Source organism: Stenotrophomonas sp. SKA14, assembly GCF_000158575.1.
GTDB classification, from domain to species: Bacteria; Pseudomonadota; Gammaproteobacteria; order Xanthomonadales; family Xanthomonadaceae; genus Stenotrophomonas; species Stenotrophomonas forensis.
On record NZ_DS999412.1, the window covers coordinates 4,326,625 to 4,343,942 of the forward strand.

A 17,318-nucleotide genomic window follows, 5' to 3' on the forward strand; every position below is an offset into this window, starting at 1 on the left:
TCAGGGATTCAGATGCACGGAGGCCGCCTTGCGGCGGCCTCCTCGTGCGTAACGCACGTTCAGTCGAGCATGGCTCGACTCTACAACTCGATCAGACGCGCTTGAAGATCAGCGTGCCGTTGGTGCCGCCGAAGCCGAAGCCATTGGACATCACCACGTCGACCTTGGCCTGGCGTGCTTCGTTGGGCACGTAGTCCAGGTCGCAGCCTTCGCCCGGCTGCTGCAGGTTGATGGTCGGCGGAATGATGTTGTCCTGCAGCGCCATCACCGAGAAGATCGCTTCCACGCCGCCGGCCGCGCCGAGCAGGTGGCCGGTCATCGACTTGGTGGAGCTGACCATCATCTTGTAGGCGTGGTCGCCGAAGGCGGTCTTCATCGCCATGGTCTCGCCCAGGTCGCCCAGCGGCGTGGAGGTGCCGTGTGCGTTGAGGTAGCCCACCTGTTCCGGGGTCACGCCGGCGTCCTTCATCGCCATCACCATGCAGCGCGCGGCGCCTTCGCCGTTCTCGCTCGGTGCGGTCATGTGGTACGCGTCGGAGCTGGCGCCGAAACCGGCCAGTTCGCAGTAGATCTTCGCGCCGCGCGCCTTGGCGTGCTCGTACTCTTCCAGGATCAGGATGCCGGCACCGTCGCCCAGCACGAAGCCGTCACGGTCCTTGTCCCACGGGCGCGAGGCCTGTTCCGGAGCGTCGTTGCGGGTGCTCATGGCCTTCATCGCGCAGAAGCCGCCCAGCGCGGTCGGCGACGAGCCACGCTCGGCACCGCCCACCACCATCACGTCGGCATCGCCGTACTGGATCATGCGCATCGCGGTACCGATCGAATGGTTCGAGGTCGCGCACGCCGACACCGCCGAGAACGACGGGCCCTTCAGGCCGGTGATGATGCTCAGCTGGCCCGGCAGCATGTTGATGATGGTCTTGGGCACGTAGAAGGGCGAGATCTTCTTGCCCTCGTGGAACTCGATGGTCTGCTCTTCGATGCCGAGCAGGCCGCCGATGCCGGCGCCGACGATGGCGCCGATGCGCTCGGCATTGGCGTCGGTGATCTCAAGGCCCGAATCGTGCAGGGCCATGAACGAGGCACCGAGGCCGTAATGGATGAACGGGTCCATCTTCTTGGCATCCTTGCCGCTGACCCGGAACTTGCCGAACAGTTCATTGTCGGCGGTGATGTCAAATCCCTTGACCTCACCTGCAATCTTGGTGGTGAACCGATCCACGTAGGCATCAGCAACGTTGGTCAGCGGACCGATGCCCGAACGACCGTGGGTGATGCCTTCCCAGCTGCTGGCCAGATCATTGCCCAACGGCGAGACGATACCCAGGCCGGTTACGACGACGCGACGCTTCATTGCTGTTTCTCCTGACCCGGATGGTTTCTACGGGTAACTCGGTTTGCTTCGATGTGATGCCCAAACACACGGGGCCGCAACAGCGGCCCCATGGGGTGCGGTGCGCGGCGAGGATCAACCCGCGCGCGCACTGCCGTCTGACATCAGGCCTTGACGTGGGCCTTGACGTAGTCGATGGCGGCCTGCACGGTGCTGATCTTCTCGGCTTCTTCGTCCGGGATCTCGCACTCGAATTCTTCTTCCAGGGCCATCACCAGCTCGACGGTGTCCAGCGAGTCAGCGCCCAGGTCATCGACGAACGATGCGCTGTTGGTGACTTCTTCTTCCTTGACGCCAAGCTGTTCGACGACGATTTTCTTGACGCGTTCTTCGATGGTGCTCATGGGATCTCGCTCCAGATGGAGTTGTGGTTCAAAAGTGGTCGCCATCAAAGGCGATGGCCGTGGGATAGTGTAGTGGAAACCGGCGCGGCCTTGCATCGCAGCAAAAAACCCGGCAGATCAACCACTTGCGGCGCAATCCCTGCGCCCCTTGCTTACGGCATGTACATGCCACCGTTCACATGGAGGGTTTCGCCGGTGATGTAACCGGCAGCCGGGCTGGCCAGGAAGGCCACCGCATGGGCGATGTCTTCCGGCGAACCCAGGCGTTCGAGGGCGATGTCGTTGATCAGCGCGGTACGCGCTTCTTCCGGCAACGCCTTGGTCATGTCGGTGTCGATGAAGCCGGGAGCGACCACATTGACGGTGACACCGCGCGAACCGATTTCCTTGGCCAGCGACTTGCTGAAGCCGATGATGCCGGCCTTGGCGGCCGCGTAGTTGGCCTGGCCCGCATTGCCGGTCACGCCCACCACCGATGCGATGTTGATGATGCGGCCCTTGCGCGCCTTCATCATGCCGCGCATGACCGCCTTGCTGGTGCGGAACACGCTGGTCAGGTTGGTGTCGATGATCGACGCCCAGTCCTCGTCCTTCATGCGCATCAACAGGTTGTCGCGGGTGATGCCGGCGTTGTTGACCAGGATCGAGATCGGGCCGAATTCCTTGGCGATGCCATCCAGCACGCTGTCCAGCGCGGCCGCGTCGGTCACGTTCAGCGCGCGGCCGTGGCCACCGTGGGCAGCCAGGCGCTCGCCGATCGCCGCAGCGCCGGATTCGGTGGTGGCGGTGCCGATGACGGTGGCGCCCTGGGCGGCCAGCAGATCGGCAATGGCGGCACCAATGCCACGGCTGGCGCCGGTGACCAGTGCGATTTCACCCTGCAGGGGCTTGCTCATGATGTTTTCCTCAGACGGGGGCGGCCGCCGTACCCGCGCCGCGTGCAGCGGCCACCGGTACGATCGGCAGGAACAAGGGGGTCAGGCCGACCATGCCTCACGGGCGGCTTCGAAGTCGCCCGGCGTGGCCAGGGAACGGCCATCGATGGCCTTGTCGATGCGCTTGACCAGGCCGGTGAGCACCTTGCCCGGGCCGCACTCGGCGATCTGGGTGATGCCACGGGCGGCCAGCGCCTGCACGCAACCGGTCCACTGCACCGGCTGGTACAGCTGCTGCACCAGCGCGGTACGGATGGCGTCCACGCCGTCATGCACCTTGGCATCGACGTTCTGCACCACCGGCAGCTGCGGTGCCTGCCAGGAAAGGCCGGCCATCACTTCGGCCAGGCGGTTGGCGGCTTCGCGCATCAGCGGGGTGTGCGAGGGCACGCTGACCGCCAGCTTGACCGCCTTGCGCACGCCCTTCTCGGCCAGCAGCGCCAACGCGCGGTCGACGGCATCAGCGTCGCCGCCGATCACGATCTGGCCCGGCGAATTGAAGTTGGCCGGCACCACCACCTGGCTGCCAGCGGCTTCAGCGCAGACGTCCAGCACCAGCTGGTCTTCGGCGCCCAGCACGGCGGCCATGGCGCCGACACCGGCCGGCGCGGCTTCCTGCATCAGCTGGCCGCGCAGGCGCACCAGGTGCGCACCGTCATGCAGGCTCAGTGCGCCGGCAGCGACCAGCGCGGTGTATTCGCCCAGGCTGTGGCCGGCCAGCACCGACGGGCGCGGACCGCCCACGGCGTTCCAGGCGCGCCACACGCCAATGCTCGCGGCCAGCAGGGCCGGCTGGGTGTATTCGGTACGGTTGAGCATTTCCTCCGGGCCACCCTGGGACAACGCCCACAGATCGACGCCGGCACCATCGGATGCCTCGGTGAAGGCTTCACGCACCTGCGGGTGCAGTTCGGCCAGCTCGGCCACCATGCCCACAGACTGCGAGCCCTGGCCGGGGAAGACAAAAGCGAGGGTGGATACGGTCACGCGGTCATCCGCTTGTTGCAATCGAAGCGGGCCATGATAAGGGCGAATCCGCTGTGTCGTCTGTACGTGCGCGTATGCAGGCGTATGGAGCTACCGGCCAACAGTCCGCCGGGCATGTCCCGGCGGACGCATCACTCAGCACAACAGCTGCAGCACGTCCAGGTCGCCATCGGCGAGGAAATCCACGCACAGGCCCACCAGCATCAGCACACCGGCGGTACTGGCACCATGGGCGATGAAGATCGAATGGGCCAGCGCGCGCGCGGAACGGCCCAGCTTCATGCACACCCGGGCCAGGCTGCGCAGGCGGCCACTGACCGCATGCACGTGCTCGCGCACCGGCGCCTGGGCCTCGCCCATCGCCTCGGCCATCATCACCTGCAGCTGCTCGGGGCGCTCAGCGTAATACTTGGCCACGCCATAGCCGAACATCAGCCAGTCGCGGGCCTGCGCCTCGGCCAGATCCATCACTTCCAGCGGATCTTCCTCGAAGTCGATGAAGCCCACCTTCTGACCATCCCAGGTGAGGTTGCGTGGCAGCGGCTGGCCGAAATAGGCCCCGCGCGCATGCGCCTCGGCGATGGCCTGCATCGCCGCCATCACCAGCCGGTCGCGACCGGCCTCATCGGCCTCGCGCAGGCAGGTATTGAACGAACTTCCGTTGTCGCCGATCACCAGCGCCGCATGGCCGGTTCCCAGCACGTCAGGCACGTTCACGCCCTGCGCGTGCAGTTCTGCCAGGCGACGGGCTTCGGTTTCGCGTGCGGCATCACCGCCGCGGTGCGGTGGTGGGCGCAGGGCATCCAGATGGAAACGGCGGGCAACAAAATTGAGCAGGCTCAGGGCCAGTGCGCGGCTTCCCTTGCCGTACTGCTTCAGCCAGGCGCGCTGCCCTTCGATGACGATGGGCTCAACCATGGACAGGTACTCCTCTAAACGCGTTACGGCCCCAGAGGGGCCGTAACGACAAGCTTCACATTGTCGTAACTTGCGCTATCAATAGCGCAACAGGGCCGAACCCCACGTGAAGCCACCGCCGAAGGCCTCCAGCAGCAACAGCTGACCGCGCTCGACCTTGCCCGAACGCACCGCCGCATCCAGCGCCAGCGGCACCGAGCCGGACGAGGTGTTGCCGTGCTTGTCGACGGTGACCACGACCTGGTCCATCGACATGTCCAGGCGCTTGGCCGTGGCTTCGATGATGCGCAGGTTGGCCTGGTGCGGAATCAGCCAATCCAGGTCGGACTTGTCCAGGCCGTTGGCGGCCAGGGTCTCGTCCACGACCGAGTCCAGAGCCTTGACGGCGTACTTGAACACGTCGTTGCCCTTCATGTTGATCGTGCCACCACCGTTGGCGCCGTCCTTGAAGCCGGTCGAGACGCCGACCGGGTTCCACAGCAGTTCCTTCTTGCTGCCGTCGGCATGCATATGGGTGCTGAGGATGCCGGTTTCTTCGTCGGCCTTCAGCACGACGGCACCGGCACCATCGCCGAACAGCACGCAGGTGGTGCGATCGTTCCAGTCGACCATGCGGGTCAGCGTTTCGGTGCCGATCACCAGCACATGCTTGCAGTCGCCGGAACGGATGAATTTGTCGGCCACGCCCAACGCGAATACGAAGCCTGAGCAGGCGGCGTTCACGTCAAAGGCAGGGCACCCTGCAACACCGAGCTTGGCCTGGATCAGGCACGCGGTGGAGGGGAAAATCAGGTCAGGCGTGGTCGTGCCGACCACGATCATGTCGAGCTGCGAAGCGTCGATACCGGCCGCTTCAAGTGCGCGCAACGCGGCCTGGTAGCCGAGGTCGCTGGTGGTTTCGCCTTCGGCCGCGATGTGCCGTTCACGAATTCCGGTGCGCGACTGGATCCACTCATCCGAGGTTTCGACCATTTTTTCCAGGTCGGCGTTGGTCAGGACTTTTTCCGGCAAATAGCTACCGGTGCCCGCGATCCTCGAGTAGATCCGCTTGCTCATCATGTTTCCTGTTGCGCGGGCCGCCGATCACCGGCACGCCCGGGAAAGAAGGCAAAGGCCGCTGCCCACAGGCAGCGGCCTTCCCGGCACATCAATCTTCTTCGACGGCCGAGGTCTTGGTCTGGATGACCTTCTTGCCGCGGTAGAAACCGTCAGCAGTGATGTGGTGACGCAGGTGCACTTCGCCGGTGGTCGGGTCGGTCGACAGCTGCTTGGCGCTCAGGGCGTCATGGGCACGACGCATGCCGCGGCGGGACGGGGTGACACGGGATTTCTGGACAGCCATGGGATTGCTCCAAACTCGGTTCGTTTTGCTTCGTCGTATCGTCGCGCAGGACGCCAGCGCCCAGCACACTTTCGCTTTCGCCGCAGCCGCCGACGACAATCCGGCTGCTATTGTTTCTTCAGTGCTGCCAACGCCGCAAACGGGTTGGCCTGCTTCGTTTCTTCTTCGCTCGGCGCCCAGTCCTTGTCGACTGCTTCGCCATCGGGCGACAGCGGTACCACCGGCACTGCCAGCACCAACTCGTCCTCGACCAGGTCCAACGGACGCAGCTGGCCGTCTTCCGGCACCAGCAACGCCTCGTATTCCTCCGGCAGGGACGATTCCTCGTCCTCGTCGCGGATCAGGCCAAGCCTCTGGGTCATCTTCACCGGCAACAGGAATCGCTGCATGCTGCGCTGACAGGTCAGCGGCAACGCGGTGTCGATGGTCAGTTCCACATAGGATACCCGCAGGACTTCGTCGCGACCGAATTCAAGCGAGTAGGCACACTCGCCGTCGGTATCTGCGACCAGCCCCTGCAGGCGGGTCAATTCAGCCAGGGACACCTGACCGTCGAAGCGCCTTCGCGCTACAACCATCCGCCAGGCATCCAGCGTTTCGGGCACGTTCGCGGACATAAGCCGCTGAATACTAAGGATCGGGGCGTCTGCTGTCAAATGCCCGCCATACAGGACTTGCCGCTGGCGCTGCGGACGGGCCAGACTGCCTCGCCCTGCCCCGGTATTGTCGCATGTCACTGGTCCTGGCCTCCACCTCCCGCTACCGCCGCGAGCTGCTGCAACGGCTGGGCCTGCCCTTCGACTGCGCCCGCCCGGAGGTGGATGAAACCCCGTTGAACGGCGAGGCGCCCCTGGCCCTGGCCACGCGCCTGGCCGCCGCCAAGTCCGCCGAGGTCGCGGCCCGCCATCCCGGCGCCTGGGTGATCGGCTCGGATCAGGTGGCCGACCTGAACGGGCAGCCACTGGGCAAGCCGGGCACGGTCGAGGTCGCCCGCGCACAGCTGGCGGCCATGGGCGGGCACACGGTCCGCTTCCATACCGCCATCTGTCTCAGCCGCGATGGAGAATCGTTCACGGCCATCGACCTGACAGAAGTGCGCTTCCGCGCGCTGGAACAGGATGAGATCGCCCGTTACGTCGCGGCCGAACAGCCGCTGGACTGCGCCGGCAGCTTCAAATGCGAAGGCCTGGGCATCAGCCTGTTCGATGCGATCGACAACCGCGACCCGACCGCGCTGGTCGGCCTCCCGCTGATCGCCCTGTGCGGGCTGCTGCGCAAAGCAGGTTTCGCAGTGCCGTAGAGTCGAGCTTGCTCGACTGCTTTTTCCTGTCCGCCGGCCCTCTGCAACAGAAGCAGTCGAGCAAGCTCGACTCTACAAAAGCAGGTTCAACGAACCTCGAACGGCTGCTCCTGCCACTCCTCCACGCTGCCGTCGCGGCCATGCAGGCGCAGGCCCATCCAGTGCCGCCCCGGTGACAACGTGGTCGTGTCCAGCGTGGCATCGAAGCCTACCGCCGGATGCTGCGGATCAGTGCTGTCCGGCCAGGTCTGGCGAACGTCGAAGACACGGCCATAGCGTGCGTCGCCGATCGAGCGCCCATCAACCAGCACCTCGACCCCTGCCAGGCCGACGCCGTCCTTGAAGGCCCATCCGCGGATGGCGAGCGTGCCGGACACTTTCTCGCCATTGGCAGGGGCATCCAGCCACGCCATCGCCGGGGTCACGCATGCCCCGGGCGCACGCTGCGGCGGCAGCCGGAACAGCAGGAACCGCTGGAATCCATGGTCACTGCTGACCACCCGCGGCGCAGGCAAGGGCCCCACCTGCTCGCAGATGGCGTGATAGCGCGCCAGCAGGTCACGGTAGCGCTGATCGCTGGGCGACAGCACCAGCAGCGTCGGCGCCGAACGTGTGCCCGCGTGCAGCAGTTGCCACTGCACCAGCTGCGCGGTTCGCCCGTGCTTGTCATTGAGCGGGTGCGGCAGCACTTCGATGTCACCATCACCCAGCTGGAAGCCCAACTCGGCCCCCACCTTGAAGTTGCCGGCCAGCACGCGCGTACCGGGCGGCATCTGCTGCAGCTCTTCGCGCACGGCGGCGGCCAGCGGCTGCCAGCCTGCGAAATTCCGCGGGTAGTACTTGCTGCCCGCCATCTGCTCTCGCAGCGATGGCGTGGAGGCCATCAGGTAATAGCCAAAGGCCAGCACCATGCCCGCGCCCGCCAGCCACCAACCGGTGCGGCGCAACCAGCGCGGCCAGCCATTGAGCACCACCGGCACCGCCACCAGCAGCGCCAGGTACCCGGGCAACGGCCAATGGAAACTGATGCGTTCGACGTCGGTGAAGAAGCCCAGCAGGAAAATACCCAGCGTGGACACGCCACCCACCAGGCCGAAGTAACGCCATTGCACGCGCGTGCCGCCGCCGCTGCGGGTACCGGCCAGCGCCACCTTCCACATCGCCATGCACAGGATCGGGGTGACCAGCATCGGCTGGATCACCAGGAACCACAGCCCGTCCCATTCGAATGTCCACGGATGGCGCTCGACCACCTGGAACTTCAGGCCTGCGTCATGGTTGTCGGCATTCCACGCCAGCAGCGGCAGCCAGGCCAGTACACCCACGGCCAACGCAACCCATACGCGCGGATCGGCGAGCATGCGCCGGCCCTGTGGCAGCGCCAGCAGGGCAATGAAGCCGACACCGATGACGCCGATGAAGCGATAGTGGCTGAGGGCGCCGATCATCAGGCCAAGCGCCAGCTTCATCGCCGAAGAGGCATCCACGTTGTGCAGCAGGCGCGCACCGGCATGCAGGCAGATCACCGCCGCCAGTGCCATCGGCACATCCGGCACCGCCAGCAGGCCCAGCGTCGCCGACAGTGGCATCAGCAGCGTGAGGCTGCCCGCCTGCCAGCCCGCCACGTTGCCGAACCACCGCGTGGCCGTGCGCACCACCAGCAACGGCAGCAGTGCACCAATGGCCAGGAACGGCAGTCGCAACGCCAGCACATGATGGCCGCCGATCTCCACCCCCAGCCGCGCCAGCCATGCGGTCAGCCCGGGCAGATCGGAATAGGCCGCAGCCAGATGCTGCCCTTCCTGCCAATAGAACGCCTCGTCGACGAACAATGGCAGGCGCGCGGCCACCACCAGCTTGGCCGCTGTGACCAGCGTCCACAACCAGAGAAAAATCGCCCGCGCGCGCTGTTCGCCTTGCATTGCTCTATGGATAATCAAGTGGAATTCAGAACTGAGACGATCATGCCAGCTTCGTCCCCCAATCCCAGCATGCTAACCGATCAATTGCGTCAGGCCCTGCGGGAAGCACAGGATCAGGTGAACGCACTGGTGCTTGGCAAGGTGCCGGAAGTCAGGCTGGCGTTTGTCGCGCTGCTTTCCGGCGGCCACCTGCTCATCGAAGATCTGCCCGGACTGGGCAAGACCACATTGGCACATGCGCTGGCCAGCAGCCTTGGCCTCACCTTCCAGCGCGTGCAGTTCACCTCCGACCTGCTGCCGGCCGATGTGCTGGGCGTGTCGGTGTACGAGGCCGGCAGCCGCCAGTTCCAGTTCCACGCCGGACCGGTGTTCACCCACGTGCTGCTGGCCGACGAGATCAACCGCGCGCCACCGCGCACACAGAGCGCGCTGCTGGAGGCCATGGCCGAACAGCAGGTCACCCTGGATGGACAGACCCATCCGCTGCCCGATCCGTTCTTCGTGATCGCCACGCAGAACCCGGTGGACCTGTCCGGCACGTTCCCGCTGCCGGATTCGCAGCTGGATCGATTCCTGCTGCGCCTGGCGATGGGCTACCCCAACGCCCAGGCGGAGCGCGAGCTGCTGCGCGGAACCGATCGTCGTGACCTGATCGCACGCGCCGTGCCGAAGCTGGATGACACACAGGTTCGCGCGCTGCGTGAGGCGGTCGGTGCGATTCATGCCAGTGACGCGCTGGTCGACTATGTGCAGGCCTTGCTGACCCGCAGCCGCCAGCACGCGGGCGTACGGGTGGGTCTGTCACCGCGTGCCGGCCTGGCGCTGCTGCGCGCGGCCAGGGCGCATGCACTGCTGCTGGGGCGCAGCCATGTGGTGCCCGAGGATGTGCAGACGCTGTTCGTGGCGGTGGCCGGGCATCGGCTGGTAGCCGAGGCCGAGTCCAGTTCGGGACCGGCACTGGCGCGGGCGATCCTGCAGACCGTCGCGGTGGACTGAAGGTGACCACACGCTGGGCTCGACTACGGCTGCTGGCACGTCCGCGCCGGCCCGAATCGCTGCCACAGCGGCTCGACCGCCATCGCATCTATGTGCTGCCTACCCGCTTCGGGGTGTTCGTTGCCACCCTGCTGGCCGCGATGCTGCTGGGTGCGTTGAACTACAACAACAACCCGGCACTGCTGCTGGCCCTGCTGCTGGCCGCCGCGGCGATCGCCAGTGCCATCGCCGCGCACCTGCAGCTCTCCGGTGTGCAGGTCGATGCGATATCGGCCGAACCGGTTGCAGCGGGACAACCACTGCGCCTGCGCGTGGACCTGTCGCTGCGTGATCCACGTGCGCGGCATGGGCTGCACCTGCAACTGGGTGACAGCGAAGCCTGGACCTCGCTGCCGGCACAGGGTCGTGGCGAGGTCGAGCTGGAGGTTCCCAGCGAACGCCGCGGATGGCTGGAACTGCCACGCATCCGCCTGTCCACCACCCAGCCACTGGGGTTGGTACGGGCCTGGTCGTGGGTGTGGCCGGAACAGCCGCTGCTGGTCTATCCGTTGGCCGAGGCGCTTGCCCCGGCGTTGCCGGAGAGTGGCAACGATCCACTGCACACGCGTGCCCATGCCAGTGGCGAAGAACTGCACCAGCTGCGCCCCTATCGTGCAGGCGATGCGCCGCGCAGCATTTCATGGAAGCACTCCGCGCGCCGCGACAGCCTGCTGGTACGCGAGTATGAAAAGCCGATCGGCATCGAAGTGATCCTCGACTGGCGCACGCTGGCGCCGCTGGGGCACGAAGCCCGCATCGCGCGGCTGGCACGCTGGGTGGATGTGGCCGAGCGCGAAGGCCGGCGCTACACCCTGCTGCTGCCGGCACATCCTGCGATCGGCCCTGGCCAGGGGGCCGGCCACCACCACCTGTGCCTGCGCACGCTGGCGTTGCTGCCGCATGGCTGAGCTCCCTTCCATGATCGATCGCAGTGCCCGCAGCTGGACCCTGGCCAGCGCGGCGCTGGCGCTGTTGCCGTTGCTGCTGCAGCTGCCGCCGCTGTTGGCCGGGGTGATCGCAGCCACAGCGGTGGTCACTGCAATCCTGTCATGGCGGAAGGTGCTGCCGATGCCGGTGCGCCTGCTGCTGGTGCTCGGCATGCTCGCCGCCATCGCCTGGCAGATGGGCATGGTGCGCCCCGGGCGTGATACCGGTTGTGCCCTGCTGGCCGCGATGCTGGCGATCAAATCCAGCGAGCTGCGCAGCCTTCGCGATGCCCGCAGCCTGCTGGGCTTCGCGCTGTTCTCGCCGTTTGCGGCGTTCCTGCTCGACCAGGGCCCGCTGACAACCGTGCTGGCGGCGCTGGCAGGCATCAGCGCGCTGCTCGCCCTGCAACGCCTGGCCCAGGATGAAGGCCATGCAGGCCGAGTGCCGTTGTACGGGCAGCTGCGCGGCGTGGGTCGCCTGCTGGCGATCGGGCTGCCGTTGGCACTGGCCTGCTTCTGGCTGTTCCCGCGCCTGGCGACACCACTGTGGGGGGTTCCCGAGCGCGCCGTCGGCACTCCGGGGCTGTCCGACAGCATGGAACCGGGCCAGTGGCTGGACCTGATGGCCGACGACACCCCCGCATTGCGGGTACAGTTCTTCGGTGCCGTACCCGAACCGGCGCAACGCTATTGGCGTGGGCCGGTGCTGACCGCGTTCGATGGACGACGCTGGATGCGCGACCCTGCCAGCGCACGGCGGCCGGCCGCGGTGGTGGAGGCCGGCACGCAACGCTGGGACTACCAGATCGATTACGAGCCGACCGACCGTCGCCAGCTGGTCGCGCTGGATCTACCGGGCCACGCACCCGCCGGCAGCTCGCTGGATGCAGACATGAGCCTGAGCAGCGACCGAGCGCTGGCCTCGCTCAGCCGCTGGCGGCTGCAATCGGCGCCACCACAGCGCTTCGACAGCGCCCTGCCGCCGTCGCTTCGGCGGGCGGCGCTGCAGTTGCCCGGCGGCTTCAATCCACGCACCGCCACCCTGGCACAACAATGGCGGCATGACGCGGGCGGCGATGACGCGGCCATCGTCCGCCGCGCACTGCAATGGATCACCACTGATTTCTCTTACACACTGGAAACGCCCCAGGCGGGACGCGATCCGGTCGACGAGTTCCTGTTCGGCTACAAGGCCGGCTTCTGCGAACACTTCAGTTCCGCGTTCGTGGTGCTGATGCGCAATGCCGGCATTCCGGCACGGGTGGTCACCGGATTTGCCGGCGGCACCCGCAATCGGCTTGGCGACTACTGGGTCGTGCGACGGATGGACGCCCATGCGTGGGCCGAAGTGTGGCTGCCGCAGCGCGGCTGGGTGCGGGTCGACCCCACCGCTGCGGTGGCGCCCGAACGCATCCTCGATACCCTCGACGACCGCCTGCAGGCTGGCACCGACAACCCGATGCAGCAGCGCTTGCTGGAGCTGGGGCAGATGGGCGACTGGCTGCGCCGCGGCTGGAACGATCTGGTGTTGTCCTTCGACGCACGCCGCCAGCAGCAGCTGCTCAAGCCATTCGGGCTGGACGAGCTGGGCCCTGGTCAGCTGGCCGCCGGCTTCGTGATCGCCGCGTTGCTGGCCTTGGCCTGGATGGGTTGGCTGCTGGCCCGCGGCGAACGCGAACGTGATCCGCTGCTGCGCGCCTGGCACCGGCTGGGGCGACGCTATGCGCGCCTCGGTCTGGCCCGGGAGCCGCATGAAACCGCACGGGACTGGGCGCACCGGGTACACGCCCAACGGCCCGACCCTGCCCTCCTCGCACTCAGCCAGCGTTTCGCCGACGCGCGTTACGCTGGAACTTGCACCGACCTCGCTTCATTATTGCGGGACCTGCGCAGGCATCGCCCGACTTCCGGAGCCTCCCCATGAACACCAAGTTCCTCCTCACCGCTGTGGCCACGCTGGCCCTGTCGGCCTGCGCCACGGCTCCCAAGCCGCTGCAGGGACAGTTCAGCCTGGTCTCCCCCCGCGACTCGGTCGCCACCCAGCAGGTCGGCACGCCGGTCCGTTGGGGCGGTCGCATCATCGAAACCAAGCCTGGCCAGGGCGAGACCTGCTTCCAGATGATCTCGCGTCCGCTCAACGCCAGTGGCCGCCCGAACACCACCTCGTCCGACGCCAGCGACGGCCGCTTCATCGCCTGCCGCGCCGGCTTCTACGACCCGGCCGTGTTTGAAGCCGGCCGCGACGTGACCTTCATCGGCAAGATCGACGGCTACCAGAACACCCGCATCGGCGACTACGACTATCGCCTGCCGAAGCTGTCGGCCGACGTGATCTACCTGTGGCCGGAACAGCGCCAGGTCGACGTGGTGCCCTACCCCTACGGCCCGTGGGGCCCGGGTCCATATGGCCCGTACTGGGGCGGCTACGGCCGTTGGGGCTGGTGGTGATCGCCAGCCGGCATGCATGACGGAAAAGGCCGCCCTCGGGCGGCCTTTTTTCATCCACGCAGAGCGTGGACAGGGGATTCAACGCCCCGGCGCACCGAAATGGCCCAGCGGTCCACCGGCCAGCAGATGCATGTGGATGTGGAACACGGTCTGCCCGGCATTCTCGCGGCAGTTCATCACGATGCGGTAGCCGTCCTGCGCAAGACCCTCGCGGCGCGCGTACTCGGCCGCGGCCAGTGCCAGCTTGCCGATCAGGTGCGCCTGCGACGGCTGCAGGTCGTCCAGGGTCGGGATGATCTCGTTCTTCGGAATGAACAGCACATGCACTGGCGCCTGCGGTGCGATGTCCTTGAAGCCCAGCACCTCGTCATCCTCGTAGACGATGGTGGCCGGGATCTCGCGACGGATGATCTTGCTGAAGAGGGTTTCGGTGCTCATGGTCGGCCTCGGCGGGGATGTCATCCGCATTGTAGGCCGGCCGCGCCGGGCCATGCCCCGCGCGTGCTCAATCGCGGAACTCGCTGCGCGTTCCGAACGCGTGCGACAGCGTGCCGCGGTCGACATACTCAAGTTCGCCGCCGAGCGGCAGCCCTTGCGCCAGGCGGCTGGGCTGCACCTTGCGCGCGCGCGCCAGCTGGGCCAGGTAGTGCGCGGTGGCCTCTCCCTCGACGGTCGCGCTGGTGGCGATGATCAATTCCTGCACCTCGCCTTCGGCCAGGCGGTTCTCCAGCTGCTCCAGCCCCAGTTCGCGCGGGCCGATGCCATCGAGCGGCGACAACCGGCCCTGCAACACGAAGTAGACGCCACGGAACCCCGTCGCGTTCTCGATGGCCAGGCGGTCGGCCGGCGATTCGACCACGCACAGCTGGCTGCGTTCGCGGCTGCTGTTGGCACAGGTCGGGCACAGCTCGGTTTCGCTGAAGTCGCGGCACTGCGCGCAGTGGCCGATACGCTCCACCGCCAGCGCCAGGGTCTCGGCCAGGCGCTGGCCACCTTCGCGCTCACGTTCGAGCAGGTGGTAGGCCATGCGCTGCGCGGTCTTCTGGCCCACGCCAGGCAGCACCCGCAGTGCGTCGATCAATTGTTCAAGCAGGGGTGCGGACACGGCGACAGGCTTTGTAGAGTCGAGCCATGCTCGACGGCTATGTGTAGAGTCGAGCTTGCTCGACTGAAGCGCCCGGTAGCGTCGAGCAAGCTCGACGCTACGCGGTCGATGGCACCCGGCAACCGGGTGCCATATCAAGCATCAGAACGGCAGCTTCATGCCCGGCGGCAGCTGCATGCCTGCGGTGGCCGAACCCATCTTCGACTTCGACTCGGCATCGATCTTGTTCGAGGCGTCGTTGAAGGCGGCCGCGATCAGGTCTTCCAGCATTTCCGGGTCGCTGGCCAGCGACGGGTCGATGCGCACCTTGCGGCACTCCTTGGCGCCGGTCAGAGTCACGCTGACCATGCCGCCACCGGCGCTGCCGGTCACTTCGATCTTGGCGATTTCTTCCTGGGCCTTCTGCAGGTTCTCCTGCATCTTCTGGGCCTGCTGCATCAGTTGGGCGATGTTTCCGCGCATGGTGTCTTACTCGTCAAAAGTACGGATGGAATCGGAAACAACCCGCGCGCCGTGCTGTTGGATCAGCACCTGCACTTCCGGGTCGTCCATGAAAACGGCCTCTGCCACCTGCTGCCGCTCGCCACGTTGGCGGTCGGCCCGCTGGTGCAGGGTCTCGGCCGGAACGTGTTCGGTTTCCACGGTCTCGACTACGATCTTCGGCGCCTGGCCAAGGGCTTTCTGCAGCATCTCGCCCAGGGCAGCCAGCGCGCGCTCGGAGCGCAGGTATTCAAATCCGGGCGAAAGGCCCAGTTTCAAGGTCCCGTACTGGCAACTGATGAACGCCGCGTTGGCCGCCAGCTGCCGCGAGGGGCCGCTGAGGCCGCTGTTGGCGACCAGATCCAGCCAGTCCTCGGCGCTGGCCAGTTCGCTGACACCTTCCAGCGGCGCTGCATCATGCCCTGCAGCCGGATCAGCCGGGGCGATTGCGATGCCTTCGGTGCGGAACGGGCGCTCCCGCTCAACAGGTTCCGCATCAGCAGGCACTGCCACCGGGCTCGGCGGTTCTTGCCAGGGCGCCACCATGGCCGCGTCCGGGCTGGCCATCTCGACCGCCAGCGCCTCGTCGCGCGCCTCGGCCTCATCGGTAGCCCACGGCGGCAGGTCGTCGCTCGCCGCTGGCTCAGCCGACGGCACCTGCGCTTCCACCCCGGCCTTCATAGGCGGCGGCTGCACAGGCTCTTCCACCGGCACCGGCTCGGGTTCCGGCGTCGGGTCCGGCTCCGGTTGCGGGGCCGGCTCAGGTTCGGGATCGGGTTCGCGCGGTGCGGCCTGCATTGGGGCAGCCACCTGTGCCGTCGCGGCCGGGCCTGCCGAAGCGGCGGCAGCGGCCGGCGTCGCATCGTGGGTCCCGGCGCCGCTGCCACCACCGGCAACGTTGCCTCCTGCTGCACCTTCCACCGACTTCGGCACCGGCGGTACCGCGGCGGCCGGACGGAACGCCAGCATGCGCAGCACCGCCATTTCAAAGCCTGCACGCGGGCTCGGCGCCAGCGGCAGGTCACGACGACCGTTCAAGGCCATCTGGTACCAGAGCTGCACCACTTCCGGGCGCAGGCGCTCGGCAAAGGCGGTGGCATCCAGGCCTTCGGCAACGGCCGCACCCGGCACCAGCTGCTGCACCTGGATACGGTGCAGGCCTTCGGCCAGCGCTTCCAGCACGCCACTCCAGTCCGGCGAGAACTCGGCCAGCGCCGCCACCACCTGCAACAGGCGCGGGCCATCGCCCTCGGCCAGCGCATCCAGCATCGCCGCCACCTGGGTGCGGTCGACCGTGCCCAGCATGGTGCGCACCACATCCTCGCGCAGCGCACCGCCGGCATAGGCGATCGCCTGGTCCAGCAGCGACAGGCCGTCGCGCAGGCTGCCGTCAGCGGCCTTGGCCAACTGCACGATCGCGCTGTCGTCGGCCTCGATGTCTTCCGCCGCCAGGATGCGGGTCATCTGGCCCTGGATCTGATCCTCGTCCAGGCGCTTGAGATTGAACTGCAGGCAGCGGCTGAGCACGGTCACCGGCAGCTTCTGCGGGTCGGTGGTGGCCAGCAGGAACTTGACGTGTTCCGGCGGCTCTTCCAGCGTCTTCAGCAGCGCGTTGAACGCCGCCTTGGACAGCATGTGCACTTCGTCGACCAGGTAGACCTTGTACTTGCCGCGCGACGGCATGTACTGCGCGTTCTCGATCACCTCGCGCACGTCATCCACGCCGGTGTTGGACGCGGCGTCGATCTCCAGCAGGTCGATGTAACGGCCCGCGTCGATGTCCAGGCAGGCCGCGCACTGGCCACACGGATCGGCACTGGTGCCCTGCTCGCAGTTCAACGACTTGGCGAAGATGCGCGCGATGGTGGTCTTGCCCACGCCACGGGTACCGGTGAACAGGAACGCATGGTGGACCCGGCCACTGTCCAGCGCATTGCTGAGCGCACGGACCACGTGTTCCTGGCCCACCAGCTCGGCAAAACGCTTCGGACGCCACTTGCGGGCAAGGACGAGATAGGACATCAGGCCACCGTCTTCCATCGGATGTTCCATTGTGCCATGCCTGTCCAGCCCCCTCGCCCCCGGCACGCCCTTCGCCGGTTCCTGGCCGGGGTGCTTGTGAAGTGCCGCGTGGCCCGCTAGAATCTGCGCCCCTGCTGAGGCGTTTGCCGATGGCAGGGATC

General features: G+C 66.8%; 18 protein-coding genes. 5 read left to right on the plus strand and 13 right to left on the minus strand.

Annotation, left to right across the window (positions count from 1 at the left end):
* Nucleotides 1–91 precede the first annotated feature (91 nt).
* From fabF to SSKA14_RS19725, 8 genes are all read right to left on the minus strand, one after another.
* Nucleotides 92–1,354: a beta-ketoacyl-ACP synthase II gene (fabF, locus tag SSKA14_RS19690; protein ID WP_008266624.1), complete on the minus strand. Its 1,263-nt coding sequence runs from the start codon at nucleotides 1,352–1,354 to the stop codon at nucleotides 92–94.
* A 143-nt stretch (nucleotides 1,355–1,497) separates the two neighbouring features.
* Nucleotides 1,498–1,737, minus strand: coding sequence for an acyl carrier protein (gene acpP / locus SSKA14_RS19695; protein WP_005408313.1), 240 nt, complete (start codon nucleotides 1,735–1,737; stop codon nucleotides 1,498–1,500).
* A 152-nt stretch (nucleotides 1,738–1,889) separates the two neighbouring features.
* Nucleotides 1,890–2,633 (minus strand): 3-oxoacyl-ACP reductase FabG, encoded by a 744-nt coding sequence (fabG, locus tag SSKA14_RS19700; RefSeq protein WP_005408312.1) that lies wholly within the window; start codon nucleotides 2,631–2,633, stop codon nucleotides 1,890–1,892.
* A gap of 81 nt (nucleotides 2,634–2,714) precedes the next feature.
* Nucleotides 2,715–3,659, minus strand: a complete 945-nt coding sequence (gene fabD / locus SSKA14_RS19705) for an ACP S-malonyltransferase (protein ID WP_008268782.1) — start codon at nucleotides 3,657–3,659, stop codon at nucleotides 2,715–2,717.
* A 135-nt stretch (nucleotides 3,660–3,794) separates the two neighbouring features.
* Nucleotides 3,795–4,577: a hypothetical protein gene (locus SSKA14_RS19710; RefSeq protein WP_008265199.1), complete on the minus strand. Its 783-nt coding sequence runs from the start codon at nucleotides 4,575–4,577 to the stop codon at nucleotides 3,795–3,797.
* 78 nt (nucleotides 4,578–4,655) lie between these two features.
* Complete coding sequence (locus SSKA14_RS19715) at nucleotides 4,656–5,633, minus strand: beta-ketoacyl-ACP synthase III (protein WP_040008667.1); 978 nt, start codon at nucleotides 5,631–5,633, stop codon at nucleotides 4,656–4,658.
* 91 nt (nucleotides 5,634–5,724) lie between these two features.
* The gene (gene rpmF / locus SSKA14_RS19720) at nucleotides 5,725–5,919 is read right to left on the minus strand and encodes a 50S ribosomal protein L32 (protein ID WP_004154640.1); all 195 of its coding nucleotides are present in this window, start codon (nucleotides 5,917–5,919) and stop codon (nucleotides 5,725–5,727) included.
* A gap of 107 nt (nucleotides 5,920–6,026) precedes the next feature.
* Nucleotides 6,027–6,536: a YceD family protein gene (locus tag SSKA14_RS19725; RefSeq protein ID WP_008266016.1), complete on the minus strand. Its 510-nt coding sequence runs from the start codon at nucleotides 6,534–6,536 to the stop codon at nucleotides 6,027–6,029.
* Nucleotides 6,537–6,649: 113 nt separating this feature from the next.
* On the opposite strand from SSKA14_RS19725, the gene SSKA14_RS19730 reads away from it, so the two are divergent.
* A complete protein-coding gene (locus SSKA14_RS19730; RefSeq protein ID WP_008265047.1) occupies nucleotides 6,650–7,219 on the plus strand; it encodes a Maf family nucleotide pyrophosphatase in 570 nt (189 codons plus the stop codon).
* A gap of 86 nt (nucleotides 7,220–7,305) precedes the next feature.
* Here the strand turns inward: SSKA14_RS19730 and SSKA14_RS19735 are convergent, their stop codons facing one another.
* Entirely contained in the window at nucleotides 7,306–9,141 is a 1,836-nt protein-coding gene (locus tag SSKA14_RS19735) for a glycosyltransferase family 39 protein (protein WP_008267558.1), read from the minus strand.
* Between the two features lie 42 nt (nucleotides 9,142–9,183).
* Here SSKA14_RS19735 and SSKA14_RS19740 point away from each other — a divergent pair, with 42 nt between their 5' ends.
* Genes SSKA14_RS19740 through SSKA14_RS19755 form a run of 4 tightly spaced genes read left to right on the plus strand, consistent with a single transcriptional unit; the run spans nucleotide 9,184 to nucleotide 13,550 of the window.
* Entirely contained in the window at nucleotides 9,184–10,137 is a 954-nt protein-coding gene (locus tag SSKA14_RS19740) for an AAA family ATPase (protein ID WP_040008672.1), read from the plus strand.
* A gap of 2 nt (nucleotides 10,138–10,139) precedes the next feature.
* Entirely contained in the window at nucleotides 10,140–11,084 is a 945-nt protein-coding gene (locus SSKA14_RS19745) for a DUF58 domain-containing protein (RefSeq protein WP_004154635.1), read from the plus strand.
* Nucleotides 11,077–13,026, plus strand: a complete 1,950-nt coding sequence (locus SSKA14_RS19750) for a DUF3488 and transglutaminase-like domain-containing protein (protein ID WP_040008677.1) — start codon at nucleotides 11,077–11,079, stop codon at nucleotides 13,024–13,026. Before SSKA14_RS19745 ends, SSKA14_RS19750 begins: the two co-directional genes overlap by 8 nt.
* A complete protein-coding gene (locus SSKA14_RS19755; RefSeq protein ID WP_008265847.1) occupies nucleotides 13,023–13,550 on the plus strand; it encodes a Slp family lipoprotein in 528 nt (175 codons plus the stop codon). The genes SSKA14_RS19750 and SSKA14_RS19755 overlap by 4 nt, the downstream gene beginning before the upstream one ends.
* Nucleotides 13,551–13,628: 78 nt before the next feature.
* Here the strand turns inward: SSKA14_RS19755 and SSKA14_RS19760 are convergent, their stop codons facing one another.
* The 4 genes from SSKA14_RS19760 to dnaX form a co-directional block, all read right to left on the minus strand.
* On the minus strand, nucleotides 13,629–13,988 hold the full coding sequence (locus SSKA14_RS19760) for a histidine triad nucleotide-binding protein (protein WP_008267630.1): 360 nt from the start codon (nucleotides 13,986–13,988) through the stop codon (nucleotides 13,629–13,631).
* A 67-nt stretch (nucleotides 13,989–14,055) separates the two neighbouring features.
* Nucleotides 14,056–14,655 (minus strand): recombination mediator RecR, encoded by a 600-nt coding sequence (gene recR / locus SSKA14_RS19765; RefSeq protein WP_008267969.1) that lies wholly within the window; start codon nucleotides 14,653–14,655, stop codon nucleotides 14,056–14,058.
* A 141-nt stretch (nucleotides 14,656–14,796) separates the two neighbouring features.
* Nucleotides 14,797–15,117, minus strand: coding sequence for a YbaB/EbfC family nucleoid-associated protein (locus SSKA14_RS19770; protein ID WP_004154630.1), 321 nt, complete (start codon nucleotides 15,115–15,117; stop codon nucleotides 14,797–14,799).
* 6 nt (nucleotides 15,118–15,123) lie between these two features.
* Nucleotides 15,124–17,175: a DNA polymerase III subunit gamma/tau gene (gene dnaX, locus SSKA14_RS19775; protein WP_008265065.1), complete on the minus strand. Its 2,052-nt coding sequence runs from the start codon at nucleotides 17,173–17,175 to the stop codon at nucleotides 15,124–15,126.
* Nucleotides 17,176–17,318 lie beyond the last annotated feature (143 nt).